Origin of the sequence: Pedobacter terrae, from assembly GCF_900100705.1 — a bacterium.
Classification (GTDB): domain Bacteria; phylum Bacteroidota; class Bacteroidia; order Sphingobacteriales; family Sphingobacteriaceae; genus Pedobacter; species Pedobacter terrae.
The window spans coordinates 1-25,583 of record NZ_FNCH01000011.1; the positions used below are offsets into that span (position 1 = coordinate 1).

At 38.9% G+C, this 25,583-nt stretch carries 16 protein-coding genes; 5 read left to right on the plus strand and 11 right to left on the minus strand.

Annotated elements, in window-relative coordinates:
* Positions 1-1,342: 1,342 nt before the first annotated feature.
* The 4 genes from BLR60_RS14335 to mutL all read right to left on the minus strand — a co-directional run bounded on the left by BLR60_RS14335 (position 1,343) and on the right by mutL (position 5,976).
* Entirely contained in the window at positions 1,343-2,455 is a 1,113-nt protein-coding gene (locus tag BLR60_RS14335) for an endonuclease/exonuclease/phosphatase family protein (RefSeq protein WP_090501019.1), read from the minus strand.
* On the minus strand, positions 2,455-3,309 hold the full coding sequence (locus BLR60_RS14340; protein WP_090501021.1) for a rhomboid family intramembrane serine protease: 855 nt from the start codon (positions 3,307-3,309) through the stop codon (positions 2,455-2,457). The genes BLR60_RS14335 and BLR60_RS14340 overlap by 1 nt, the downstream gene beginning before the upstream one ends.
* A complete protein-coding gene (locus tag BLR60_RS14345) occupies positions 3,302-4,033 on the minus strand; it encodes a rhomboid family intramembrane serine protease (RefSeq protein ID WP_090501023.1) in 732 nt (243 codons plus the stop codon). The genes BLR60_RS14340 and BLR60_RS14345 overlap by 8 nt, the downstream gene beginning before the upstream one ends.
* A 107-nt stretch (positions 4,034-4,140) precedes the next feature.
* On the minus strand, positions 4,141-5,976 hold the full coding sequence (gene mutL / locus BLR60_RS14350; RefSeq protein WP_090501025.1) for a DNA mismatch repair endonuclease MutL: 1,836 nt from the start codon (positions 5,974-5,976) through the stop codon (positions 4,141-4,143).
* 591 nt (positions 5,977-6,567) lie between these two features.
* Here mutL and BLR60_RS14355 point away from each other — a divergent pair.
* Together BLR60_RS14355 and BLR60_RS14360 are read left to right on the plus strand one after the other, a co-directional pair.
* Positions 6,568-8,202 (plus strand): amidohydrolase, encoded by a 1,635-nt coding sequence (locus tag BLR60_RS14355; protein ID WP_090501026.1) that lies wholly within the window; start codon positions 6,568-6,570, stop codon positions 8,200-8,202.
* Entirely contained in the window at positions 8,189-10,006 is a 1,818-nt protein-coding gene (locus tag BLR60_RS14360) for a serine hydrolase domain-containing protein (RefSeq protein WP_090501028.1), read from the plus strand. Before BLR60_RS14355 ends, BLR60_RS14360 begins: the two co-directional genes overlap by 14 nt.
* Positions 10,007-10,078: 72 nt before the next feature.
* On the opposite strand, the gene BLR60_RS14365 is transcribed toward BLR60_RS14360, so the two are convergent.
* Positions 10,079-10,921, minus strand: coding sequence for a DUF6929 family protein (locus BLR60_RS14365; RefSeq protein WP_090501031.1), 843 nt, complete (start codon positions 10,919-10,921; stop codon positions 10,079-10,081).
* Between the two features lie 99 nt (positions 10,922-11,020).
* A complete protein-coding gene (locus BLR60_RS14370; RefSeq protein ID WP_090501033.1) occupies positions 11,021-11,983 on the minus strand; it encodes an isopenicillin N synthase family dioxygenase in 963 nt (320 codons plus the stop codon).
* A 269-nt stretch (positions 11,984-12,252) separates the two neighbouring features.
* On the opposite strand from BLR60_RS14370, the gene msrA reads away from it, so the two are divergent.
* Positions 12,253-12,852, plus strand: coding sequence for a peptide-methionine (S)-S-oxide reductase MsrA (gene msrA / locus BLR60_RS14375; RefSeq protein WP_090501035.1), 600 nt, complete (start codon positions 12,253-12,255; stop codon positions 12,850-12,852).
* A gap of 296 nt (positions 12,853-13,148) precedes the next feature.
* Here msrA and BLR60_RS14380 read toward each other — a convergent pair whose 3' ends face one another.
* Positions 13,149-14,450 carry a hypothetical protein gene (locus BLR60_RS14380; RefSeq protein ID WP_090501037.1) on the minus strand — a complete coding sequence of 434 codons (1,302 nt, stop codon included), beginning with the start codon at positions 14,448-14,450 and terminating at the stop codon, positions 13,149-13,151.
* Between the two features lie 384 nt (positions 14,451-14,834).
* Here BLR60_RS14380 and BLR60_RS14385 point away from each other — a divergent pair, with 384 nt between their 5' ends.
* Positions 14,835-16,352 (plus strand): malate:quinone oxidoreductase, encoded by a 1,518-nt coding sequence (locus BLR60_RS14385; protein WP_090501039.1) that lies wholly within the window; start codon positions 14,835-14,837, stop codon positions 16,350-16,352.
* Positions 16,353-16,853: 501 nt separating this feature from the next.
* Here the strand turns inward: BLR60_RS14385 and ytxJ are convergent.
* From ytxJ to ribH, 3 genes are all read right to left on the minus strand, one after another.
* The gene (gene ytxJ / locus BLR60_RS14390) at positions 16,854-17,186 is read right to left on the minus strand and encodes a bacillithiol system redox-active protein YtxJ (RefSeq protein WP_090501041.1); all 333 of its coding nucleotides are present in this window, start codon (positions 17,184-17,186) and stop codon (positions 16,854-16,856) included.
* 83 nt (positions 17,187-17,269) lie between these two features.
* Entirely contained in the window at positions 17,270-17,392 is a 123-nt protein-coding gene (locus BLR60_RS25330) for a hypothetical protein (RefSeq protein WP_262502295.1), read from the minus strand.
* 110 nt (positions 17,393-17,502) lie between these two features.
* A complete protein-coding gene (gene ribH / locus BLR60_RS14395) occupies positions 17,503-17,994 on the minus strand; it encodes a 6,7-dimethyl-8-ribityllumazine synthase (RefSeq protein WP_090501043.1) in 492 nt (163 codons plus the stop codon).
* A gap of 163 nt (positions 17,995-18,157) precedes the next feature.
* Here ribH and BLR60_RS14400 point away from each other — a divergent pair, with 163 nt between their 5' ends.
* Positions 18,158-24,553 (plus strand): alpha-2-macroglobulin family protein, encoded by a 6,396-nt coding sequence (locus BLR60_RS14400; protein ID WP_090501045.1) that lies wholly within the window; start codon positions 18,158-18,160, stop codon positions 24,551-24,553.
* Between the two features lie 228 nt (positions 24,554-24,781).
* Here the strand turns inward: BLR60_RS14400 and BLR60_RS14405 are convergent, their stop codons facing one another.
* Positions 24,782-25,456 (minus strand): LytR/AlgR family response regulator transcription factor, encoded by a 675-nt coding sequence (locus tag BLR60_RS14405; RefSeq protein WP_090501047.1) that lies wholly within the window; start codon positions 25,454-25,456, stop codon positions 24,782-24,784.
* Positions 25,457-25,583: the final 127 nt, after the last annotated feature.

Consider the following 25,583-nt stretch of genomic DNA (forward strand, 5'->3'; position numbering starts at 1 on the left):
TGCATATCATGAGTTACATCAGTCTATATCAGTTTCTCAACAACCCTGAAAAGCTAAATATCGGACGGAGAGATAACAGCGGTCTAAAAAGAGGGGCCTTGGAAATTGATTTTAAAACATAATCTAACCCAATTAGCCTAAAAACAAAGTATTTTCTTCCTTTGTAAATTTTAACCGGACAACAGTGAACTTGTTTCAGGATCTTCAGTTGGACAATTTATTTATCCTATCAGTTAGTGTCTCACCGACCGAAATAGAATTAGGAAATGATTGGCTTGTGGTTCTTGGCGGTTTTCAGCCCTGCTTTCGCTTATAGTCCCGCTACGCTGCGGGCTATTCCGCTCAATCCATTGCCATGGTTCGTGTCCTCACGCACCATAAAATTGTATTAAGCTTTTATCCCATCGGTTGTTGTCTCGCCGACCGAAATAGAATTAGGAAATGAATGGCTTGTGGTTCTTGGCGGTTTTCAGCCCCGCTTTCGCTTATAGTCCTCGCTACGCTGCGGGCTATTCCGCTCAATCAGGTTTATGCACAGGGGTTCTGCACCCTGCCAGCTCAAAAATTAATGCAACTGCGTCCACCTAGCCCCTGTTGAAGATCGAAAGCTTGATTTTTTCCATCGCCATGGTTCGTGTCCTCACGCACCATAAGATCGTATTAAGCTTTTATCCTATCGGTTGGTGTCTCGCCTACCGAAATAGAATTAGGAAATGAATGGCATGTGGTTCTTGGCGGTTTTCAGCCCTGCTTTCACTTATAGTCCTCGCTGCGCTGCGGGCTATTCCGCTCAATCAGGTTTATGCACAGGGGTTCTGCACCCTGCCAGCCCAAAATTGATGCAACTGCGTCCACCTAGCCCCGGTTGAAGATCGAAAGCTTGATTTTTTCCATCGCCATGGTTCGTGTCCTCACGCACCATAAAATTGTATTAAGCTTTTATCCTATCGGTTGTTGTCTCGCCGACCGAAATAGAATTTGGAAATGAATGGCTTGTGGTTCTTGGCGGTTTTCAGCCCCGCTTTCGCTTATAGTCCTCGTTGCGCTGCGGGCTATTCCGCTCAATCGGGTTTATGCACAGGGGTTCTGCACCCTGAAACCGCAAAAAATGGAATGCTGTTTGGCCCACATAGCCCCCTGCCCGTTGCAGGCGGACGGTTGAAGTGTTACCCTGCAACGAGGTACGAGGAAGCGAAGCGTAAAAGCGGAAAACGGGAAGAAACTTATTGTTTTGCACAGGTATTGCGCTCCAAATGAAAAATCACTACACTACAATCGAAAGCGTGATTTTTTCCATCGCCATGGTTTGTGCCTTTACGCACCATAAGATCGTAATTAAGCCTTAGGGAATAAACTTCAAATCACTCCTTACCGGAAAATGATCAGATAATTTGGCCTGGGTAATTTTGTAATTCAATACCTCGAGTTCTTTGGACGTGGCAATATAATCAATCTGAAAATTAGGAAATTTGCCATTATAGGTTTTACCAAAGCCGTTGCCCTTTTTAATAAAACTATTGTTTAATCCAGCTGTAATTTGGGTAACCACGTAAGATGCTGGTGTATCGTTAAAATCGCCTGCAATAAGATAAGGTGTTTTACACGTGGCCATTTCCTTTTTCATAATATCTACCTGACCGCTACGTTTAAAAAAGGCACTTTTCAGCATTCTTAAAATCCGTTTTGATGGTTGTAGTTGGGTATTCATTTCCTTAACCTTATCCAGGTATTCATAATCCTGTTTTTCGAAAGAAATAGATTGAAAATGCACATTATAAACCCTCAGCGTTTTCCCTTTAATATTTAAATCAGCGTAAATACTCATGTTGCCGGGATAACCCTCAACAAAAGGGATTTTACCAGAATTTTCAATGGGAAATTTGGAAAATATAGCTAAGCCCGTGGCTTCGTAATCGTTTTTATTGGTGGGTACAAAGTAGTAATATTTGGTGTTGAGCAGTGCCTTTAAGCTATCAACCGTATCAAATGCACCTTTGTAGCGGGTAAAAAATTCCTGAAAACAGATAATATCCGGATTTTGGTCTTTCACTACCTGGAGCATCTTTTCTTTTACCGATTCGGTATTGTCTTCGCCATATAATTTAAAACTGTGTACATTGTAGGTCATCATTCTGATGCTATGATCAGCCTTCTCGGTACCGCCTTCATCGCCACCTATGGCAAAGGTTGCTTTTAAAGTTTTAGCACCAAATGCGATAACCAAAATGGTAGCGACGGCGAAAATCCATTTTTTGCTTAAGAACCACCAAACCAGGAAAATAATATTAGCGAACAGGACAAAGGGATAGGCCAGTCCGAAAAAGGCAATAATGGCGTGTTTTCTTGGATCCATATTTCCGGCCAGCACGCCTAAAAGCAAAGCAATTGCCAATAGAACGGCAACAGGCAAGAGGAGTTTATCTATGAAATTGTATTTCTTCTTTTTCGTGGCCATTAATCTTTACTTGCCTTAAATAGTTTTTCTTTTTCTACGGCTGTTAATTTATCGTAGCCAGAAGTTGATATTTTATCTAAAATGGTATCTATCTCCTGTTGCGAGACACCACCTTTGAATTCAGGTTTTTTAACAGGTTTTTCATTCCGAACTACCTTTAGTTTCGGCTTGCGTTCAAAAACTTTGCTCCAATCTCTTCCGTTTTGCAAACTTTTAATGAAGGTGAAGCCTAAAAGTGCACCACCAATATGTGCTAAACTTCCGCCGGCATTTATGGAACCGATAGCAATGAAGTCCAGAATGAAATATACAATGGCAATCCATTTAATTTTAACCTCGCCAAAGAAAAGCAGCATGATGCTGTAATTAGGTACCAGCGTTGCAGCAGCGAAAATAATGGCCATTACGGAGGCTGATGAGCCAATGATGGTTACGCCAGTTAATCCATCAGCATAAACTGGGAATATATTTAATGCAGCAAGGGCAAATAAGCCACCAAACAAGCCGCCCGCGAGGTATACAAAATGAAACTGCCTGCTTTTTAAGAAATTCATAAATATGTTGCCGAACCAAAATAAGCCCAGCATGTTGAACAGAACGTGGAGTATCCCGTCATGAAAAAACATATAAGTGAACAGGGTATAAAAACGTTCGGGAAATTTCGAAATGGCAGCAGGTAAGCCTACATATTCTCTGATCCATAAATTAGCATCGATTGGAATGCGGCCAAAAAATATAATCAGGCCAATAATAGCTGTAACCAAAAACAAGATTACATTAACCCCTATGTAAAAGAACAGTGGGTTGCCCGATTGAAAAACCTTATATTTTAAATCTTTGAAAGTATTATTCATAGAGGGTATAAAATGTATCGTTTTTATCTTTCCATATTTTAACCAGTATAAAGCCGATTAAGGCTCCACCCAGGTGCGCGTAATGAGCGATAGAATCGCCTTCAAACTGGGCAACACCCAAAGATAACTCTACTAAAATATAAATGGGTATAATATATTTAGCTTTTACCGGAACCGGAATAAACATAATAAGTAATTCGGCATTTGGATAAAGCATACCAAAGGCAACCAGTAAGCCAAAAATAGCACCCGAAGCACCAACCATGCCGCCAAAATAGATACTTCTAAGGGTAACTGCCTGCGCCATGGAAAGTTGCGAAGTATTAAACTCCCCTTGAAATAATGCGTTAAGGTTTATCTTTCCATTATTGGTGGCGCTACCTATAATTTGGTGTACCTCATAAGCCTGCACGGCCCACTGTAATGCCAGTGCACCCAAGCCAGTAATAAAATAAAAAATGATAAACTTTTTGCCGCCCCATCTTGATTCGAGAATGCTTCCAAAAGAATACAAAGCAAACATGTTAAAAAAGATGTGAGCTATGCCACCATGCATAAACATATAGCTAATGGGCTGCCATATCTGAAATTTAGGAGAATCGAAATAATATACCGCTAACCGATCATCCAGGTGAAGCGTTGTGAGCAGGTAACTGGCTACGAAAAATAAAACGTTAATAATCAGTAGGTTTTTTACTACCGGTGGAATATATATGTTATTCATTTAATTTTTTTCTTGTTTTTAAGCGGCAAAGTTTAATCTTCAATTGTTTTTCCTAAACCCTAAACCCTAAACCCTAAACCCTAAACCCTAAACCCTAAACCCTAAACCTATTTCTCAAACTTCTTATCCAGCTCTGCCAGGGTAATGGTTTGGATAATCGGTTTGCCACTCACGCTAAAATTAGGTGTTTTACAGGCAAAAAGCTCATCAATCAAGGTGTTCATTTCCTCCTGACCAAGGCTTGTTCCTGCTTTTATTGCACTATTTTTAGCCAGGCTTCTCGCTAAGCTATCGCGTTTACTCAGTTTTAATTCTTGTTGTGAGTTTTTAAAGCCTTCAATCAACTGTTCAAATAACTGCGTTTCATTAATATTGCTGCTGCCCAGATCAACTGGTACACCTTCTACTACCAACGTGTTTTTTCCAAATTCGCGTACATCAAAGCCCAGACTTTTTATATCGTCCAATAAACTTTTGGCCAGTTCAAAATCATTCGCATTAAGTATAATGGTTTGCGGAAATAAACTTTGCTGCGATGCGCCCTTGCGGTCATCCAGATGTACGAGAAAACGCTCATAAAGGATCCGCTCATGTGCCATTTGCTGATCAATAACCATCAAACCCGACTTGATCTGCGAAACAATGTAACGGTTATGCAACTGCATATATTGCTTCTGTTTGGTTTCCAGAACAGTCTCATCAGCATAAATAGACGTTTGCTCTACAACAGGTTGTTCGGTGATATCGTAAAGAGAACCCCAATTTTTGGCACTCGGTTTTGCATCGTAATTTCTTGGCGATGTTGCGTAACCAGAGGTAGAGCTGCTATCGCTGGCAAACGGATTAAAATCGGGATTGAAATTAATGCTGGGTGGTACAATATCTTCAACTGCTTTATGCGTAATCATATTGCTGAAACCAGTTTCCTGATCAAAATCTAAAGTTGGTGAAATATTATACCGACCAATGGAACGTTTTACTGCCGATCTCATGATTGCGTAAATCGACTTTTCATCGAGATATTTAATCTCTGTTTTAGTAGGGTGGACGTTTACATCGATTTTCGACGGATCGATCTCAATGAATAACACATATAATGGGTAGCTGTCATCAGGCAATAACTCTTCAAAAGCAGAGCTCACCGCGTGGTTTAAATAAGGATCTTTAATGAAACGGTTATTCACAAAAAAGAACTGTTCGCCCCTGGTTTTTTTTGCAAAAGCAGGTTTTCCGATATATCCTTTCAGGTTGATGATCGTGGTTTCTTCTTCAACAGGAACCAAACGTTCGTTATAGTTATTGCCAAAAAGATGCACGATACGCTGTTTTAAATTGCCTTTTGGAAGGTTGAAAATTTCAACCCCATCATGATGGAGGCTAAAAAAAACACCTGGATGTGCCAACGCTACACGCTGGAATTCGTCCAGGATATGACGCATTTCTACCGGATTACTTTTAAGAAAGTTCCTTCTGGCGGGCGTGTTAAAAAAAAGGTTTTTAATTGAAATCTGCGTGCCGGGAGAGGTAGCTACCGGTTCCTGATTGGTTACCTGTGCGCCTTCAATAGAAATACACGTACCTATTTCATCTTCGTGCCTGCGGGTTTTCATTTCTACCTGTGCAATGGCCGCAATAGAAGCCATGGCTTCACCGCGGAAACCCATGGTGCGGATGGCGAATAAATCTTCAGCTTTTTTTACTTTAGATGTAGCATGGCGTTCAAAACACATCCTCGCATCGGTAACGCTCATTCCACAGCCATTATCAATAATCTGAATCAGTGCCTTGCCAGCATCTTTTATTACCAGTTGAATTTTGTCTGCACCAGCATCTATCGAATTTTCGAGCAATTCTTTTACAGCAGAAGCAGGTCGTTGAACAACCTCTCCGGCAGCAATCTGATTGGCAACAGCATCGGGCAATAAGTGAATAATATCAGTCATGTAATATGGCAAAGTGAATTTGCTAAATTATGCAAAATAAGCTTAAAGAACCCGATTTGTTTAAAACTCAACATGTAAATGACTGTAGGTAATAGAATTAATTGCTATCTGTCATTCTAAACGTAGTAAAGAATCTTGTAAGGAACAATTTGTTTTTCCTGTCTCGGTTTTTTTGAAAAGCAGGGTCCTGCATCAGTCGGTTCCGGTAGCCCTGCTGTACACTATATCCCGATAGAAAAAATCGGGATGCCGTTCCCATCAGGTTTATTTTACATGGGCCTGCCATTCTTAACCTGGTGAAGAAATTTCTGCTTACTTACTGGTATTTAATCAACTCAAGCTATATTTTCCGTGCTTCTGTATTTCCGTGGCAAAAAATAATTGTTGCTAGTCTTGGAGGCAACGCTAAGTGAAAGGAAAGTGGCTAGGAGACACAGACTGCAACGTATGATAAAAATCCGTGTTTATCTGTGTGCATCTGTGGCAAAAAAAAACTACTTGTCGCTAGTCTTAGCGGCAATACAGTACAAATCCTTCCTGTAAAACCGAATTTACAAATCCAAATGCTTTCAAATTTCTATCTTTATCGATATGAAACCCATCCTATACAGCCTTTTGCTTACTTTACTCTTTACTTCCTGCTCCAAAAAAGAAGCAGTTGATGTAATTGTTTACAACGCGAAAGTTTATACGGTTAACAGTAAGTTTGATACCGTTGAAGCTTTTGCGGTAAAAAATGGAAAAATCCTCGCGCTGGGTAAAAGTGACGAGGTAAAGGGTAAATATACTGCCAAAGAAGAAGTTAATGCCAATGGAAAAGCTGTATATCCAGGTTTTATAGATGCACATGCACATTTTTACGGTTATGGGCAAAGTTTGCAAACAGCCGATCTGCGGGAAACAAAGTCGTGGGATGAAGTGCTTGCCCGTTTAACGGAGTTTGCCAAAACGCATCCTGACGGCTGGTTAATTGGCAATGGGTGGGATCAAAACGATTGGCAGGATAAAGCTTTCCCAACAAACGAAAAGTTAACGGCACTTTTTCCGGGCCGACCGGTGTTTTTAAACCGGATTGACGGGCATGCCGCTATCGCTAACCAGAAGGCATTAGATGATGCGGGTATTAAAAGCGAACAAAAATTGGCGGGTGGCGATATGCTTACTCAAAATGGAAAACTCACCGGTGTGTTAATCGATAATGCTGTGGCCTTAGTAGAACGTAAAATCCCATCACCAGATGCTAAGTTGGCCGAAAAAATATTTTTAGATGCACAAAAAAACTGTTTTGCTGCTGGTTTAACCACCATTGATGATTGCGGTCTGAGTTACCTTGCGGTAGAATTCATCGAAAAACTGCAGAAACAGAACAAGCTGAAAATGAGGTTATATGTTATGCTTTCGGATGAGCCTGATAATTATACATATTTATTTAACCGCGGACCGATTAAAACAGATCGGTTAAATGTCCGGGCATTTAAGGTTTATGCCGATGGTGCTTTAGGTTCGCGCGGTGCTTGCTTGCTGCATCCGTACAGCGATATGCCCAATAAAACCGGTTTTCTGTTAAGCAATAGGAAGCATTTTGAAGAAGTGGCCACAAAAATTGCTGCCAATCATTTCCAGATGTGTACCCATGCCATTGGAGATTCTGCGAATCGGGTAATCCTTAATATCTACAATAAAATATTAAAGGGTAAAAACGACCAACGCTGGCGTATTGAACATGCTCAGGTTGTTAATGCAAAAGATTTTGACCTGTTCGGCAAAACCAGTATTATTCCTTCCGTTCAGCCTACACATGCTACTTCTGATATGTATTGGGCTGAACAACGTTTGGGTGCCGATAGATTGAAAGGTGCTTATGCTTACAAACAATTGTTAAAGCAAAATGGTTGGATTCCCTTAGGTACTGATTTCCCTGTAGAAAACATTAATCCATTATTAACGTTTTATGCAGCAACGGTGAGGGCAGATGCAAAAGGTTTTCCAAAAGGGGGTTTTCAGTTAGAAAATGCGTTTACACCCAAGGAAGCTTTGCGCGGAATGACGATATGGGCAGCAAAAGCCAATTTTGAAGAACACGAAAAAGGTAGTTTGGAGAAAGGTAAGTTAGCCGATTTTGTTATGCTCGATCACGATATTTTGAAATCAACACCACAAAACATATTAAAAACCAAAGTTTTAAAAACCTACCTGAACGGAGAAAAAGTATATGAAGCGAAATAGATTGTGTATTGTAGCTGTAGCATTTTGCTGCAATGTTTTATGTTTAATGGCTTGTGCACAGGATCATACAGCGAATGAGAAAAAATTGGCTATTGCAAATGCAATTGCTAACACAACAGTATTGTTAAACAATCAGGAGGGGATTATTCCCCTAAAATCATTGGAAAAGAAAAACATCGCTTCGGTTAGTCTTGGTTTTGCCTACAGCACCGTGTTTGATAGTTTGGCTAATAAATACGATAAAATAACATCATTTGCTGCCAGTTCTTATAAAGACAACCTGAATTTGAATGATTTGGAAGACGATCTTAAATATTTCAATACCATTTTAATCGCTATTGATGATCAAAATGTTACTAAGGCCAGCTATATCAATTTCATTAATAGTATCAGTAAAAATAAACAGGTGATCATTTCATTTTTTGGTAACGGACCTGGTTTAAAATCATTCGATCTGTTAAAATCACCAATTATATGGACTAACCAAAACAACGCTGATGCTGCGGCCATCGTACCACAATATATTTTTGGAGGTATGGCTGCTTCAAATAAGTTAACCACGGCATATTCTGCCCATTATACCGCAGGTGCTGGTTTTACTACAACAGTTACACGCTTAAAATATACCGTGCCTGAAGATGCAGGTGTAAATGCTAATAACTTAAAAGAAATTGATGCCATTGCTGCCGAAGCAATAGCACAGAGAGCTACCCCAGGGCTGGTGGTTTTAGTTGCAAAAGATGGAAAAGTGATCTTTAATAAGGCTTATGGTACCCATACTTATGATACCAATATGCCAGATAAAGTAACCGACATTTTTGATATCGCTTCAGTAACCAAAATAACGGCAACTACACCAGCGGTAATGCGTTTGTTTGAAGAGGGAAAACTGAAACTGGATACCAATATCGGCGCTTACATCCCAAAGGCACGTACTACACCTATGAACAATATTCAGGTGCGAGAAGTAATGTTGCACCAGGCAGGTTTTATCCCTTACATTCCTTTTCATGATTATGTAAAAGCCGGAGATTATAGCAGAGATTCATCTGCAGCCTTCCCAACCAAAGTGGCTGATAATTATTATATCAAAAAAGGCTTTTTTAAAGATTTTATGTGGCCTAAGATGCTTAATTCGCCAATAAGAACACGTGGTAAATATGTGTATAGCGATATCAGCATGTATGTAATGAAAGATATTGTAGAGCATATTAGTGAAGAGCCTTTAAATCAATATGCCTACGAAAACTTTTACAAACCATTAGGCATGCAAACAGCAGGTTTTTTGCCGCGCAACCGTTTTAAACCGGAGCAGATTATACCAACAGAAATGGACACCTATTTCAGGAAGACATTGTTGGTTGGTTATGTTCACGATCAGGGGGCAGCTTTGGCTGGTGGTGTTTCAGGTCACGCGGGTTTGTTTGCCAGCGCTAACGATCTGGCCATTATTTACCAGATGTTGTTGAATCGTGGTGCCTATGGTGGAATGGAGTATTTCAAAAACTCAACAGTAGATATGTTTACCTCGAAACAGTCAAATGTAAGTCGCAGGGGTTTGGGTTTCGATCGCTGGGATCCGGATAGTACCAAACATTACCCTTCTAATTTGGCTTCGCCGCAAACTTACGGACATACCGGTTATACCGGAACCTGCGTTTGGGTTGACCCATCAAGGGGTTTGGTTTACGTGTTTCTTTCAAACCGTGTTAATCCTAGCGTTACCGATAAACTATCCAATCTGAAAATCAGGGGAAGGATTCAGGATGTGGTAAATAAGGCTATAGACGAGTCGAAGAAATAAAACCTTGGTTTACATCATTCAGAGTTGTCAACTTTAATAGCCACCTAGCTAGAAAGTTGACAATTCTTTTAGCTAAAAATTGATCACCAGTCTGTATATTGACGTTCTAAGTTCTTCGTTATCACGATCTTCACACAATAAAAAAGTTGTATTATGTTCAGTTTGACTAAATAAAGTAATACCTTCAAATTTATGTTTGCCAGAGATTTTATTGCTGAAAGTTAGCTTCAAAGTCTGCAGGTTAATACTGCCAATAAAACTTCCCATAATTTCGCCATCGGCATAAGTCGATTGGCTATCTTCTGCGGTAGCAATGAAAAATATTTCATTTTTTACTAATGCAGCATCGGTAAAAGACGATTCCACGTGATTAATATTTGGAAGCTTAAAATAGTTAAACTGAGTTTGTGGAATTTTAGCTAAATCTGCTCCCTGGGTTTTGAATATGCCGTTCTGTGCTTCTATTCCGTTGCCACGGTTAAAAAGCATCCACTCAGTTCCCGTAAAAATTGCTCCTTCGAGGTTAAAGTTTTGATCATCTATTTTGGCAATAGCTTTAAGTTTGGCGTAGGTACTGGTCAGGTCTTTTTGAACAAACTTTTGTGTTTTCAGATCGAATTCGATCATCAGGTTTCTTTTGGGTGTTGAGCCTGAACCTAAAATGTAAAGCTTATTGTTATTATGACAAAGGATTTCAAAATCGGGTTTTAAGGATTTAGGTATATTTTCTAACTGATTAAGTGATCTATCAAATAAGATCTGAATTTTCCGCAGCTTCCTGGTTTTGATGTTATATTCGTTCAAATAGCCACTATTATCGCCAATGATATACAATAAATCTTCCTGAAGGAACAAGCCTGAGGCAGAACCAATCCCATCAATCTCGGCGAAAACTTCTAAAGTTATTGAATGCATGTTTTGAAAATAACAAAAAAGCACCGGTTTTGGCCGATGCTTAATTTTTTTTATTTACGGTTGGAAGGAGACTCTAAACTTACAACTCCAAACTCCCAACTATTTCTTCAAACCAATTTCCCTTAATCTTTCATCCAGATATTCGCCAGCTGTCATATCGCTGTAGGCTTTAGGGTGTTCTGCATCAATGGTTGATGGTAAACTGGTTAAATCCATATCGCTGCGTGGATGCAAGAAAAATGGAACCGAGAAGCGCGATGTTTTCATCAACTCACGTGGCGGGTTTACCACCCTGTGCGTCGTCGATTTTAATTTGTTATTGGTTAAACGCTGCAGCATATCGCCAACATTTACCACAATATCAGTATGGTGCGCTTTAATTGGCAACCATTCATTGCTGCGGGTTAACACTTCAAGACCATCGGCACTAGCACCAATTAATAAGGTAATCAGGTTGATGTCTTCATGCGCACCTGCACGTACCGCATCATCAGGAATAGTCTCAGGGTTTTCGATCGGGAAATAGTGGATACCCCTTAAAATAGAATTTCCGTTATGAACGTGTTTATCAAAATAATTGATCGGTAATGCTAAATAGGTAGCAATGGCACGCAATAAATGCGTTCCGTTTTCTTCCAGTTTTTTATAAATATCACCAGTTACTTTGTTAAATTCAGGTAATTCTGCTAAAATTTCGTTGTCAGGATATTCATTTTTAACCGGGTCGCCATCAGTAACTTCCTGGCCAATTTGCCAGAATTCTTTCAAATCCGGAGTTTTAGCCCCTTTTGCTGTTTCTTTACCTGCACTGGTATAACCACGTTGACCAGCTAACTCGGGTTTTTCATATTTCCTTTTGATTTCAACAGGTAGTGAAAAAGCAGCTTTAATATTTTCATAAAGCTTATCAATTAATTCTTGGCTTAAACCATGGTTGGTAATGGTAACAAAACCCGAATCGTTAAAAGCCCTGCCCAGTTCATCAGAGAACTTTTTGCGCTCTTCTTCAGAACCGTTGATGTAGGAACCCAAATCTAAACAAGGAATATACGGTGTAGACATAATTTTATATTTAATGTTATACGAATTTAAAAAGAATTGTTAATAAGTTCGTTTGACTGATGGATTAGCGATTTAAAAATTTGTTAACCAGTTCTTTAAGTTATTAACATGAACAGCGAAACCGACAAATTGTTGCGATTGTCATATAAAACCCATTATTGGTTTGATGCAAACTACTGCCTGTTTTTTTGCGTATAATTAGATATAAATAATTCAATATATCTGTAAGGTTTGGGAATTATTTCCGACTAATAAATAAAAACACACAAATGAGAAGAATAATTTTGATCCTACTTGCCGTATTGGCTTTAAACCAGGCCAACGCACAAGGGAAAAAGACAGAGAAGGCAACTTTCGGTATGGGCTGTTTTTGGTGTACTGAGGCCATATTTCAAAGATTAAAGGGTGTAATTTCAGTTAAATCTGGTTACGAAGGCGGTAAATTAAGCAATCCAACTTATGAAGAAGTATGTACGGGGGCTACCGGCCATGCTGAGGTTTTAGAGATTACCTATAACCCGATGGTGATTTCTTACGATGACTTATTGGAAGTTTTTTGGAAAAGCCATGATCCGACTACACTAAATCGTCAGGGCGCTGATAGTGGCACGCAATACCGCTCGGTGGTTTTTTATCACACGGCTGAGCAAAAAGCCTTGGCAGAAAAATATAAAGCAGAATTGAATAAAACCAATGCCTACGGCAAGAAAGTGGTCACCGCTATTGAAGCTGCCAAACCTTTTTACGTGGCTGAGAATTACCATCAGAACTATTTCAATAAAAATGGAAGCGAACCTTATTGCAGGTTAGTCATCCAGCCCAAAATAGACAAGCTGGAAAAAATATTTAAAGCGAAGCTTAAAAAGTGATAATCGTAGTTAAATTAGCCCTGTAATAAACATTGCAGGGCTTTTCCTTTGGTAAATTGATCAATATTTTAGGATGTATTCAGGGCTGTTTTGTTATAAAAACATTAAAGTTGCAATGACAGATTGAAGTGGAACGTCATTTCGACCGCTGAGGAGAAATCTTTTAACTATGTTAAAAGATCTCTCCCCGCCCGCACAGGCGGGCATTTCGCTGTGCTTCAGTCGAGATGACGACCGAATTTATCACAGTATTAACGGACTGGCAGGTGTACGTCCTTTTCATCTGTGATTAAAAATTAATTCCATAATCCTTTGGTTTTTTCGAGCAATTCGCTGCCTTTCTTGCCAATTTCTTTCTTACCTTTTTCTATCGTTGATGGCTGAGTATATTGGCTTACCGAATTGGAAAGTGCTTTAAACTTCCCTATGCCGGCAAATACTTCTTCGGTATAAGGAACACCCTGCTGTTTCATCAGTTTCTCCCAGTCTATTTTCGAAAGCACCGCAACCATGTATTTTGTTGCGATTTTACCAATAAATGCTTTATCATACACATTGGTTAAAGCCTGATCAGATTTGCGGTCTCTTACATAAACCATCGTTTGTTGTATGGCTTCGCGCTCAGTGTTAGAAAATAAAGGGCTTTTGCTCAATTTTTCCAATGCCGGAAGTGATTTCTCGGGTCTCTCTTTTTTTAGATTCAAATAAGCCGTTATTCCCCAAACCAGTTCGTTTTGGATACCTAGTTTATTCATATCGTTTAAAAAAGCTTCAAAATCTTCCAGCGATCTTTCTTCGTCAATTTTTCGCTCCATCCTCATTCGGTCAAAGCCTCTGAAAAGATAATTCATGCTATGGAAAGCAACGTGGGTTTGCGTATCATTTAAACGGCTCCAGCCAAAGAACGACTTTGTATAAGGTAGCGGAATATTCTCATTTTTATCCAGCCACTTAATGTTCCTTGAAAGGCCATCTTCAGATAAATAAAATAGATTGTTACTGAAAAACAGGAAACCGCGTACGAATTCTAAAAGTGTTTTAACTTCGCAATCATCCAGCAATTCAGGTTGCGTTTTAGCGCATTCATATAGGGCAAAAGGCTGTCCCAAATCCCTGGTGGCCAGTACAGCCATACTCAAAATAGCATGTTCTATATTTTGATAATATGCTTTATCTATATTCTTAAAAAAGGGTTGCGGTGTTTTTACGCCCGTCTTCATTGTGATAAGACCAACGGTAAGCAAAGGGAAAACATCCTCATCCGTTTCTTTTACAAATTGTTTAACCGATCGATATTCTTTATATATCCTTAAGGCATCTATTACTGAAATAGTTTCGTTGCCTTTTCCGTTCACCGCATTTAAGGTTTTAACAACACTTTGTGCTTGCTTGCTAAATTTTTGGTATTCAGGTTGGGTGGTATCTTGAACTGCAGTAGCGCGTACAGCTATTTTAGCGAACTTATAGAAAGTGATTTTGTCGTAATTAATGTTTTCTGATAATCGCTTTTTGTCCAGCTCGAGGAGGACTTGATCTGTTTTTTCGCTAGAGCAGGAAGCTAAAAATAGTATGGTACAAAATAAAACTAAATTCTTCATGTGATGTTTTAAACAGATTAGAGATATAAAACTAACATTTTTAGAAAGAAAAAAGCATGTATTCTGATTTCTGTCTTGTTTTGTCTTCTGAAAGATAGAACTTATTGTAGAAATTTGAATTTTTTTGATCATTCGAAGATGAAATCACAAAATTTATAAAGAAATAGGTGAAGGAATTAGTAAGTTAACAATAAGCTCTTCATCGTGAATTAAGGTAATTTTTTGTCTGTATTTACTCAAACTATTTTTTGGATTAAAATTTGATTATAACTTGTTTGAAAACAGAAAATATTTCTAATTTTTAGGCAATTTTTTAAGATTTAATGACTTAAAATTCGTGCTATGTTTAAAATCATTCTAAATTTGTAACTCCTTTAAACTAAGATGACAAAAAAGAAAAAGACAGTTGGTAAAACTGACGTGGATGTAATTTTAATAGGGGCTGGCATCATGAGTGCGACCCTTGGCGTTTTATTAAAACAATTAGAGCCGAATTTAAGCATAGAAATTTACGAACGTTTAGATATTGCGGCAGCCGAAAGTTCTGATGCATGGAATAATGCTGGAACAGGACATTCTGCTTTTTGCGAATTAAACTATACGCCAGAAAAGAAAGATGGCACTATCGAAATAAAAAAGGCGGTTCAAATTGCAGAACATTTCGAGGTTTCTAAACAATTTTGGTCATATCTGGTGAACAAGGGATTAGTTTCTGATCCTGGTAATTTTATCCGCAACATTCCTCACATGAGTTTTGTTTGGGGTAAAAAGAATGTAGAATACCTTAAAAAACGCTACGATGCATTAACTCAATGCGATCTGTTTAGCGACATGCAATATACCGAGGATGCAGAACAGGTAAAAAACTGGGCCCCATTGATTATGGATGGCCGCAAGAAAAACGAAAAAGTTGCAGCAACCAAGATGGATCTGGGAACCGATGTTAACTTCGGAACCTTAACCCGCGACATGTTTAACAACTTAAAGGAGCAAAGCAATGTGAGCATGTATTTTAACCACGAGATTCGCGATCTTAAAAAGAATAAAGATGGCAACTGGAGTGTAAAGGTTAAAGATCTGGAAAGTGGAGACAAACGCAAACGTGTAGCCAAATTTGTATTTATCGGTGCAGGTGGTGGTTCATTGCCATTGTTAGAAAAATCTGATATTCCTGAAGGAAAAGGTTTTGGCGGTTTCCCGGTTAGCGGACAATGGTTAAAATGTACCAACGAGGAAATTATTAAAAAACACCACGCTAAAGTTTACGGTAAAGCTGCTGTTGGCGCGCCACCTATGTCGGTACCACACCTGGATACCCGCATGATTAATGGTAAGCAGGCATTATTGTTTGGGCCTTATGCAGGTTTTTCTACTAAATTTCTTAAAAATGGATCGTTTCTGGATTTACCAAAATCGATAAAATTTAATAACATCCGCCCGATGATTTCGGCAGGCTTACATAACCTCGATTTAACAAAATATTTAATTGAGCAGGTTAGGCAGTCGCCAGAAGATAGATTGGAGGCACTGAAAGAATATTTACCAACTGCCGAATTAAAAGATTGGGAGTTGGAATATGCCGGCCAGCGCGTTCAGGTGATTAAAAAGGATGAGAAACAAGGCGGTATTTTAGAGTTTGGTACTGAGGTGGTAAGTGCTGCTGATGGTTCTATTGCAGCCTTGTTGGGTGCATCTCCCGGAGCTTCAACAGCAGTTTCTATCATGCTTGATCTGTTAAACCGTTGTTTTAATGATGATTTAGCGACTGATGAATGGCAGGCAAAAATTAAGGAAATGATTCCTACTTATGGAAAATCACTTGCGCAGGATCCTGAATTGTGCAAAGAAACCAGGACAAGAACATCAAAGGTGTTGAAAATAGAAAATACGGTAGTAGCTTAGGCTATAGCAAATATGAATTTTATAAGGTCACGATGTAAATCGGGACCTTTTTTTATGGCATCCTTGGCCTGTGTCACCAAAGGCCGGAATCTGATCAATAATCAATTGTGGTTTCACGAAACCTTCCTACGGAACGACACAGATAATAAAAACATTATTTGTGCTCCCCATGATACGTCCCTCTGGGGACGGTGCTGGTAACGTTATGTATATTGTTATACGTCCCATCGGGACGTCTCATGGGTAATATAAACGAATAGGCGTTTTTCGTTCCATAGGAACGTTTGATGTTTGCTTTACACAGGCCTTAAGGTAATAAACCTGATGGGAACGGCAGCTTTTGGCTGTCACCCTGAGCGGAGTCGAAGGGTAGCCAAAAAGGTACAGTGTACAGCAGGACTACCGCAACCGATAACATACCGGACATTGCTTTTCTAAAAAAAAACACGAAAAAAGGGTATCCAATTGTTTGGATACCCCTTCGTCTGAATTTTTTTATCGTTAAGCTGCAATCACTTCTGCAACCTCTTCGGCAGAAATATCACTATGTGATGCTTCTAATATACAATCTCCATTTTTAATCAACAAAATCTGAGGTGATTGGTGTGCTACCTGAAATACTTCTGCAATCTGATTAGAAATATCACGATAGCTGATTAAATCCAAAAAGTAAAGTTTTGTTTCTGCCGGAATAACATCCCAATCAAATTCGAAATTCCTTTTAGCCATTAAACTAATTGAACAACGCGTGCTGTGTTTAAAAATAAGACTAAAACCGCTTGCATTCTTGATGTCGTCAAGCTGTTCTACTGAAGTTAAGTTAACCCAAGTCATGATATTTATGATATTATTTACAGAGTAACAATTGCAGTTAAATAAAGTTCTGCAAATGACCTGAAAATGAAAAATGAGGTAGCTTAGTTTCTTCTGTGTCTTCCTTCAGGATAAGATCCGTAAGCCGGGCAAAGTTTAGAAGAACAAGATTCTAAAATGGTAATGGTGCAAAACACCGCCAATAATAAAATGGCTACTTTTTTCATTTGTTTAAATTTGTTTGAATGGTAATGAAGCGATCATGAAATAGCCATGATATTTCACTGGTCCGGTGAATTTAAACCGCTAAGTTACAAATAATTATTAAACTGCAAGTTTAAATTTGAGCAGAAAAATCAGCCATTTTAATTGCTGTAATTGCAGCTTCATCACCTTTATTACCATGTTTTCCACCTGCACGGTCTTGGGCCTGCTCGAGGTTATTGGTAGTTAAAACCCCGAAGATAACCGGTTTGCTGTATTTGATGCCAACATTGGTTATTCCCTGCGCTACCGCATCACAAATAAAATCGAAATGTTTCGTGTCGCCCTGAATTACGCAACCTAAGCAGATTACGGCATCTATATCACTTCTTTTGCTCAATAAAATTTCTGCACCACCTGTTAATTCGAAACTTCCCGGCACGGGTAAGGAAATTATATTTTCTTCGGCAACGCCATTGGCTAACAGGGTTTTTAATGCACCATTGTATAATGCACCGGTAATTTCGGCATTCCACTCGGCTACAATAATCCCGAATTTATAGTTTGCACCGCTAGGAACTGTAGTGTGAGAGAAATCAGATAGATTTTTTAATTGTGTTGACATGGCGCAAAGATAATGTTATGCTTTGAATGTTAAAAACGTTAATGTTTGTGGCTTGCAACATTTAATCTGGTTATCGTTAGATTAGCATCATAATCAGATAAAATTTTAACAGGTTATGGAATTTTTGAGTTTTGCCCATCTATATTAAAATACAATTCATCTTATGAATATATCATTACGTATCTCCGCTTTACTTCTTTTTACCTTTTTGTTTTCCTTCGATGTTGCTGCGCAGCATAAATATACGCTGGCAGATTTCTATAAGGCGGATTCAATTGCCAACCAGGCCAAACCAAAAGATGCGCTTGCTTTGATTAAAAAAATAAATAAGCAGGCCCGTCAAACCCATAATTTACCTTTGTTCGTTAAATCGGTTATTTACCGCATGATGTTTCAAAGTTACCTGGAAGAAAATGCCTTTGATCAGATTTTGGTCGATTTACGCGAAGATATTAATACTGCCAAACAGCCTGAGAAAAGCATTTTACAGTCACTTTTAGCTGAGACTTATTGGAATTACCTGCAACAGAACCGCTGGCAGATTAACCAAGGTACGCAGGTACAAGGCGATATTGGAGATAATATTAAAACCTGGAGCATCAAAAAACTAAATGATGAAACCGTAAAATATTACTTGTTATCATTAAAAGAGCATCAAATTTTACAACAGATAAAAGTAGACACTTTAGATGCAGTTTTGGCTGGAGATAAAACATACAGAAGTTTTAGGCCTACATTATACGATCTGCTGGCTCACCGCGCCATCGATGTTTTTAGTAATACACAGATAGGCCTTACCCAATATGATGATCAATTAACTGATATGAGCAATGTTAATTGGTTTGGAGACAGGAAGACATTTTTAAATATTCCAGTACCTATCGACAGTACTTCATTTAAAACGCAGGCGCTGCAGCTGTTTCAAAATCTGATCAGATTCCATCAGAACGGCGGCAATTCTTCGGCACTGGCAGATGTAGATTTAAAACGGTTAAAGTTTATACAACAGCATTTTACCGGCGACAGTCAGGAATTATATTATAACGCTTTGAGCCAGTTGGCTGAAGAAAGTACACAAAGCGAAGTTTTTGCTGATATTTTGTACGAACAGGCCGTTATACATAAAAATGCACAATTGCCTGTTGATTCCAATAAACAAAACCTGATCAAGGCAGTTGCTTTGGCCGAAAAAGCAATAAAAAATTTTCCGAAAAGCATTGGAGCAAAGAATGCCAGGCATTTAATTGAAGAGATAAAAAGTAGTAGTTTTTTGGTCAAAGTAAAAGAATTTGGACTGCCCGATCAACCTAGCCAATTATATCTATCTTACAAAAATACCGATACCGTACAGTTGAGTCTGTACCATGCGCCCGACTTTAAAAATGAATATGAACAATTTAATAACAGGGCCGATTTTTTAGCTTTTTTAAGAAAGAATAAGGCAACTAAACAGTGGGTCATTGCTGTTCCCAAAACCAACGATTATCAAACCCACAGTTTGATAGATAAAATGGAGGGATTGCCTTTTGGAAGTTATACTTTGATTGCACAGACCATTAACCGGGAACAGACCGATACCATTTATAGCAATATTAATTTTAAGGTTACGGCAATGGCGGTAATCAATAGGCGCAATATTGCAAAACACGAATATTTTGTGAGCCAGTTGAATAACGGTGCACCTTTAAAAAATGTTAAAATTCAACAACGCAGATATGATTACAGTACCCGAAAGTTTGTTAATGGTGTTTTGATTATAACCAATGATAAAGGTTATGCCAGTACACCTGAAACGGACAGTAATATGTCTCAGGCAGTAGTTACATTCGGAAAAGACGAATTAAAATTAAACATCAACAATTATAATAGCTACCAGGATGACAAAGATGAGGAAGAGGAACGGGTAATTCTTTTTGCCGACAGGCCCATCTACCGCCCTGGGCAAACCATTTATTATAAAGGTTTATGTCTGAATATCCTGAACGGAAAAAATAAAATTGCCGTAAATAAGGCCGTTGATATTTCCTTTAATGATGCCAATGGAAAAGAGATTACCAAAACGAAGTTGGTGAGTAATGATTACGGTACATTTCAAGGCTCTTTTGCCATTCCAATGGGTATATTAAACGGTCAGATGGAAATTGAAACAGAATATGGGCGTATTGCTATACAGGTTGAAGAATATAAACGGCCTACTTTCGAAGTGGTTTTTGATAAACCCAATAAACATTATAAACTGAATGATAGCATTAAAGTATCCGCTAAGGCCAGTTCTTTTTCGGGCTATTCTGTAAGTAACGCTAAGGTAAATTATAAAGTTTTTAGGAACCTGATATATGATTACAGGCTTAGCTATGGGCAACGGAACGCAATTTATGGTTCTGGGATGAATGCTCCAAGAAAACAGGTAGCTATTGGTAAAACGAATACTAAAGCAGATGGTAAATTTGAGATTACTTTTTTTGCAAGCGCTACCGATATCAATGCGAATTATAGCTACGAAATTGTGGCCGATGTCACGGATTTGAATGGAGAAACCCGCTCGAAAACGATCAACCTAACTGTAGGGAAGAAAGACATTATGCTTAACATCAGTACCGAACAAGTGGTGTATTTGAGCAACAAAGCAGATAGCATCTCATTTTCGGTTACCAATTTAAATCATGAACCCATTAAAGCCGATGTCAAAGCAGAATGGAGTTTATTGCAAGCGCCATCCAGGTTGATGAACAAAAGCCCGTTTTATGCTGAAAACTATGCCATGAGTAAGGAAGATTTTATCAAAAACTTTCCTCATGACGATTATGATAATGAACTTGAAGTAGCCAAATGGCCGGTAAAATCTGTTGAATTTAAACAGAACCTGAGTGCCAAAAATGGCCTTGGAAATTTAACTTTCAGCAAGAAAGACCTGAAGCCAGGTTATTATAAAATCAGCTTAACGGCTGTAAATGGACAAAGTGATACGGTTAAACTGGATAAATACCTGGTGATTTATCATGAAGCGCCAGCAGTAATACAATCAAACATCGAATGGATTACACCAGAAGTTACGGTGATCAAACCAAACGAAAGCGCTGTATTCCGTTTGGCAGGTTTGGCAGAGAACAGCAAGGCTTATTACGAAGTTTACTATCGCGATAGCATAGCCGAAAAAGTGTGGATCAATTTATCGCCGAAACAGACCATTGTTAAAATTCAACCAAAAGCCAATTACGAGGATGGTTTTGCCGTGCAGTTTACCATGGTACATCAGGGTACTGTCTACAACTCCATGCAGCAGGTTAAAATTGTTGATCCGCAGAAAGAACTGAACATCCGCTTTTTAACCTTTCGTAATAAATTACAGCCAGGTGAAAAGGAAAGCTGGAAATTGCAGATCAGCAATAGCAACGGAGAAAAACAAATGGCCGAAATGGTGGCCACACTCTACGATGCAAGTTTAGACGATCTTAAGCAAATGGACTGGAACACGAATCTGCAAAACAGTTTTAATTATGGTCTTTATAACTGGAATTTTAATGTAAATAATGTGGCTAACCCAGGTTACCTCTGGTTTTTAAGACGGGGTAGCGATTATGGCGTGATTACCCGGGGCTACGAAAACCTTAATCTGTTTGGTTATAACTATTATGGTGGATACAACTCGGGTTACCGGAACTACATTAGCAATTTACAAAGAGCTAAACGAAAAGGCTTATCTCCGGAAGCGGTAAAAAAACTCGCGGAGTTAGAACATGGTAAATTAATTTATGGGGTGGTGTTTGATCATCAGGGCGAAATACTCCCGGGCGTACAGGTTAGTATAGGTAAAAAGGTAACCACCACCAATGTTTTTGGTATTTATACCATCGATGGCAAAGCTGGGGAAACACTTCATTTTTCTTATATCGGCTATAAAAACTATGCTATAAAAATAGGCAGTAAAAAGCGTGTTGATGCAACGCTGAAAGAAGACGGTACGGTTTTAAGAGAGGTAGTAGTTACTGGATACGGAGCACAAAAAAAGCAAAATATGACTGGTTCGGTTGTTCAGATTAGAGGGATGTCAACTTTGCAGGGGAGGGCTGCCGGATTAAGTGTCGCGGCCCCAGCCGTTGAAAAGCTAAAAGAAGAAGCCGTTGCGGTAGATGATACTGGGACATATGATTTCGTAAGCATTAACAGTTACGATCCTAAAACAGGTTTAGAGATTATAAACGGTAAGCCTGTTATCAAAAAAACAAATATCACAGCGCGAACCAACTTTAATGAACTTGCATTTTTCTATCCGCAGTTGTTAACTGATGCAAAGGGCGAAATCAAGATCGAATTTACCATCCCCCAAAGTTTAACCCGCTATAAAATGATGGGTTTTGCACATACCAAAGATTTAAAAACGGCATCTATTACTAATGAATTGGTTACCCAGAAACAATTGGCCATAGCCATAAATGCCCCACGCTTTTTCAGAGAAGGAGATACGATTTTATTAAGTGCCAAGCTGAATAACCTTGCTGGTAAAAAACTGGTTGGCAATGCCAGTTTAGGACTTACCGATGCCTTAACGGGAAAACCGGTCCAAATTTTTGAGGCAAATGAAAAGTCGGAAAAAACTTTTGAAGTGGATGATGCAGGCAATACTGTTTTAAAATGGGCATTAATTATCCCATCAGGAATTAGTGCCATTACCTATAAAGTTTTGGCCCAAAGTGGCAAATTTAGCGATGGCGAAGAAAATACCATTCCGGTTTTGGCAAATGCCATGTTGGTTACCGAAAGTATGCCGATAAATGTGCGTGGCAACATCACCAAAACTTTTGATTTTGAGAAACTCGAGAAATCAGGCGCTTCAAAAACTTTACGCAACCAAAGTTTAACTTTCGAGTTTACCTCCAATCCGGTTTGGTATGCGGTGCAGGCCTTACCTTACTTGATGGAATATCCGTACGAGTGTGCGGAGCAAACTTTTAGCCGCTTTTATGCCAATAGTTTTGCGACAGGGATCATTAACTCCTCGCCAAAAATTAAAAAGGTTTTTGAACAATGGAAAAATACCAATAATGGCGAAGCATTGTTATCGAATCTGGAGAAAAACCAGGAATTGAAATCGATTTTGTTAGAAGAAACGCCCTGGGTGCGCAATGCAAATAATGAAAGCGAACGTAAAAAACGTTTGGCTACACTTTTCGATTTAAACAGAATGACTTATGAGTTGAAAAACAATTTCGAAAAGTTAGAAAAAATGCAGTTTAATAACGGTGCTTTCCCATGGTTTAATGGAATGCAGGAAGATCGTTATATTACTCAACACATTGTTTTGGGCATGGGCCAGTTAAAAAAGCTAAAACTGATCGACGAAAAAGCTTATCCAAATTTTAATGCCATGCTTAATAAAGCCATTATTTATCTTGATGCAGCATTGGTACAAGATTATAAAAATGAAGTGAAAGGAAAACATTTTGCTTATTTGCCGCTACATTACTTATTCGCCAGAAGTTATACCGATCAAAAAAATACCAGTGCCGATTTTGTGAAGGCCAAAGATTTTTACCTCAAAAAATTAGTTGCCGAATGGAAAACCTTTGATACTTACCAACTGGCGCAAGCAGCTTTGGTTTTAAGTAGAAACGGCAATAATGTGGAGGCAAAAAAGATCATCAACCTGTTAAGTCAAACCGCACAACAAAATGATGAAATAGGCATGTACTGGGCTACCAATAAAGCTGGTTGGTGGTGGTACCAAAGTCCGATTGAAACACAGGCTTCGGTGATAGAGGCTTTTGATGAGGTAGCCAATGATACCAAAGCGGTAGAAGAAATGAAAATCTGGTTGCTTAAAAATAAACAAACCAACGATTGGAAAACGACCAAAGCTACTGTTGCGGCCTGTTATGCTTTATTAATGAAAGGTACCGATTTGTTAACCGAAAATAATGAACCAGAAATTACCATTGGTGGTCAGAAATTAGTGGAGCTGCAGCAACCCAATGCTACAAAAGAGGCCGGAACCGGTTATCAGAAAGTAAGCATTTCGGGCGCTAATGTTAAACCTGAGATGGGACAGGTAGAGGTTAAAAATAATAACCAAACCATAGCCTGGGGTGCCTTATACTGGCAATATTTTGAGCAATTGGATAAAATCACATCGGCCAATACCGGGGTCAAAATTAAAAAACAATTATTTATTCAGAAAGCCAGCGATAAAGGTGATGTGCTTACGGCGCTTACCACCAGCAACGTTTTGGCACCAGGTGATTTGCTGAAAGTGCGCATAGAAATTTACTGTGATCGGGATATGGAATACATCCATTTGAAAGATATGCGTTCATCGGGTTTCGAGCCCGTAAATGTGATCTCCCAATATAAATATCAGGATGGTTTGGGTTATTATGAAAGCACTAAAGATGCTTCAACCAATTTCTTTATCAGTTACATGCCAAAAGGAACTTATGTGTTCGAATATCCGTTAAGGGTTACGCATGCCGGCAATTTTTCGAATGGGATTACCAGTTTGCAAAGCATGTATGCGCCAGAGTTTACGACGCATTCGGCCGGGATCAGGGTAAGTGTAAAGTAAATGGTTTACAAACCTACAATTACTTAGATGGCTTAGGGTGTCAGTTTTTTTGGAAAGCAGGGTTCGGCGCACTTGGGTTGTAACAGTCCTGCTATCCGCTTCAAAGCCTTGGTTCGTGCCTTACCTTCGGGTTTTACGCTACTATCAGGTTTACTTAACCATGGTTCTGCATTTCATATCACTGTTCAATACCTGCAGATTTCAAAAACCTGCTAGGTTTAAATAGCATTACGTAAGTTGAATGCCGCCATAAGTAGCACCAATGGGAATAATTTTTTCTCCAATCCAAATTTGGCTGCGGTCAAATTTGGATATTTTGTTTTTAGCTACAATGAATGCACGGTGGCAACGGATAAAATCTGTCTTTGGTAACAATTCAGCCAGGTCGTTGATGGTGATGCGTGAGCTTAGTAATTTGCTTTGAAGCCGGATTTGGGTATAATTACCCGAAGCTTCGATATATAGAATTTCATCAAGTGCTACTTTTACCTGTTCGTAACCATCTTTTACAAAGATATGGCCCGTTTTTATGTCTGGTTTTCCGTTTCGCAGGTTAAACAGTTCGTGTGCTTTATTACATGCTTTTAAAAAGCGAGAAAGCGAAAAGGGTTTTAACAGGTAATCAATTGCATCAAGTTCAAAACTTTGTACCGCATGTTCGGTATAGGCGGTAGTAAAAACAACCATTGGTGGCTTGCTCAGGCTTTTTAAAAAATCGATTCCGCTGATATCGGGCATTTTAATGTCCAGAAAAATCAGGTCAACTTTGTTGTGTTGTAGATAAGTGATGGCTGCAAAAGCATCGGTAAAGGTTTCCTGCAAAATAATAAACGGAACTTTTGAGGCATGCGATTTTATAATCTCTAATGCAATCGGTTCATCATCTATAGCAATGGCAATCATTTTTTATTTTGTCTATTTTGTTCTTTACACGTAATCGTCATCTCGACTGAAGTGAAACGAAATGGAGAGATCTGCTGATATAGATTTCTCGGCTTCGTTGCACTGCGCTCGAAATGACGCCATCTCA

What these genes read in the sequence shown, in the direction of transcription:
- BLR60_RS14345 (WP_090501023.1), bottom strand. Translation starts at nt 4,033, where the DNA reads ATGAATAACATATATATTCCACCGGTAGTAAAAAACCTACTGATTATT.
- BLR60_RS14380 (WP_090501037.1), bottom strand. Translation starts at nt 14,450, where the DNA reads ATGAAGAATTTAGTTTTATTTTGTACCATACTATTTTTAGCTTCCTGC.
- BLR60_RS14385 (WP_090501039.1), top strand. Translation starts at nt 14,835, where the DNA reads ATGACAAAAAAGAAAAAGACAGTTGGTAAAACTGACGTGGATGTAATT.
- BLR60_RS25330 (WP_262502295.1), bottom strand. Translation starts at nt 17,392, where the DNA reads ATGAAAAAAGTAGCCATTTTATTATTGGCGGTGTTTTGCACCATTACC.
- BLR60_RS14400 (WP_090501045.1), top strand. Translation starts at nt 18,158, where the DNA reads ATGAATATATCATTACGTATCTCCGCTTTACTTCTTTTTACCTTTTTG.
- BLR60_RS14370 (WP_090501033.1), bottom strand. Translation starts at nt 11,983, where the DNA reads ATGTCTACACCGTATATTCCTTGTTTAGATTTGGGTTCCTACATCAAC.
- msrA (WP_090501035.1), top strand. Translation starts at nt 12,253, where the DNA reads ATGAGAAGAATAATTTTGATCCTACTTGCCGTATTGGCTTTAAACCAG.
- BLR60_RS14355 (WP_090501026.1), top strand. Translation starts at nt 6,568, where the DNA reads ATGAAACCCATCCTATACAGCCTTTTGCTTACTTTACTCTTTACTTCC.
- ytxJ (WP_090501041.1), bottom strand. Translation starts at nt 17,186, where the DNA reads ATGACTTGGGTTAACTTAACTTCAGTAGAACAGCTTGACGACATCAAG.
- BLR60_RS14405 (WP_090501047.1), bottom strand. Translation starts at nt 25,456, where the DNA reads ATGATTGCCATTGCTATAGATGATGAACCGATTGCATTAGAGATTATA.
- BLR60_RS14335 (WP_090501019.1), bottom strand. Translation starts at nt 2,455, where the DNA reads ATGGCCACGAAAAAGAAGAAATACAATTTCATAGATAAACTCCTCTTG.
- BLR60_RS14340 (WP_090501021.1), bottom strand. Translation starts at nt 3,309, where the DNA reads ATGAATAATACTTTCAAAGATTTAAAATATAAGGTTTTTCAATCGGGC.
- BLR60_RS14365 (WP_090501031.1), bottom strand. Translation starts at nt 10,921, where the DNA reads ATGCATTCAATAACTTTAGAAGTTTTCGCCGAGATTGATGGGATTGGT.
- BLR60_RS14360 (WP_090501028.1), top strand. Translation starts at nt 8,189, where the DNA reads ATGAAGCGAAATAGATTGTGTATTGTAGCTGTAGCATTTTGCTGCAAT.
- mutL (WP_090501025.1), bottom strand. Translation starts at nt 5,976, where the DNA reads ATGACTGATATTATTCACTTATTGCCCGATGCTGTTGCCAATCAGATT.
- ribH (WP_090501043.1), bottom strand. Translation starts at nt 17,994, where the DNA reads ATGTCAACACAATTAAAAAATCTATCTGATTTCTCTCACACTACAGTT.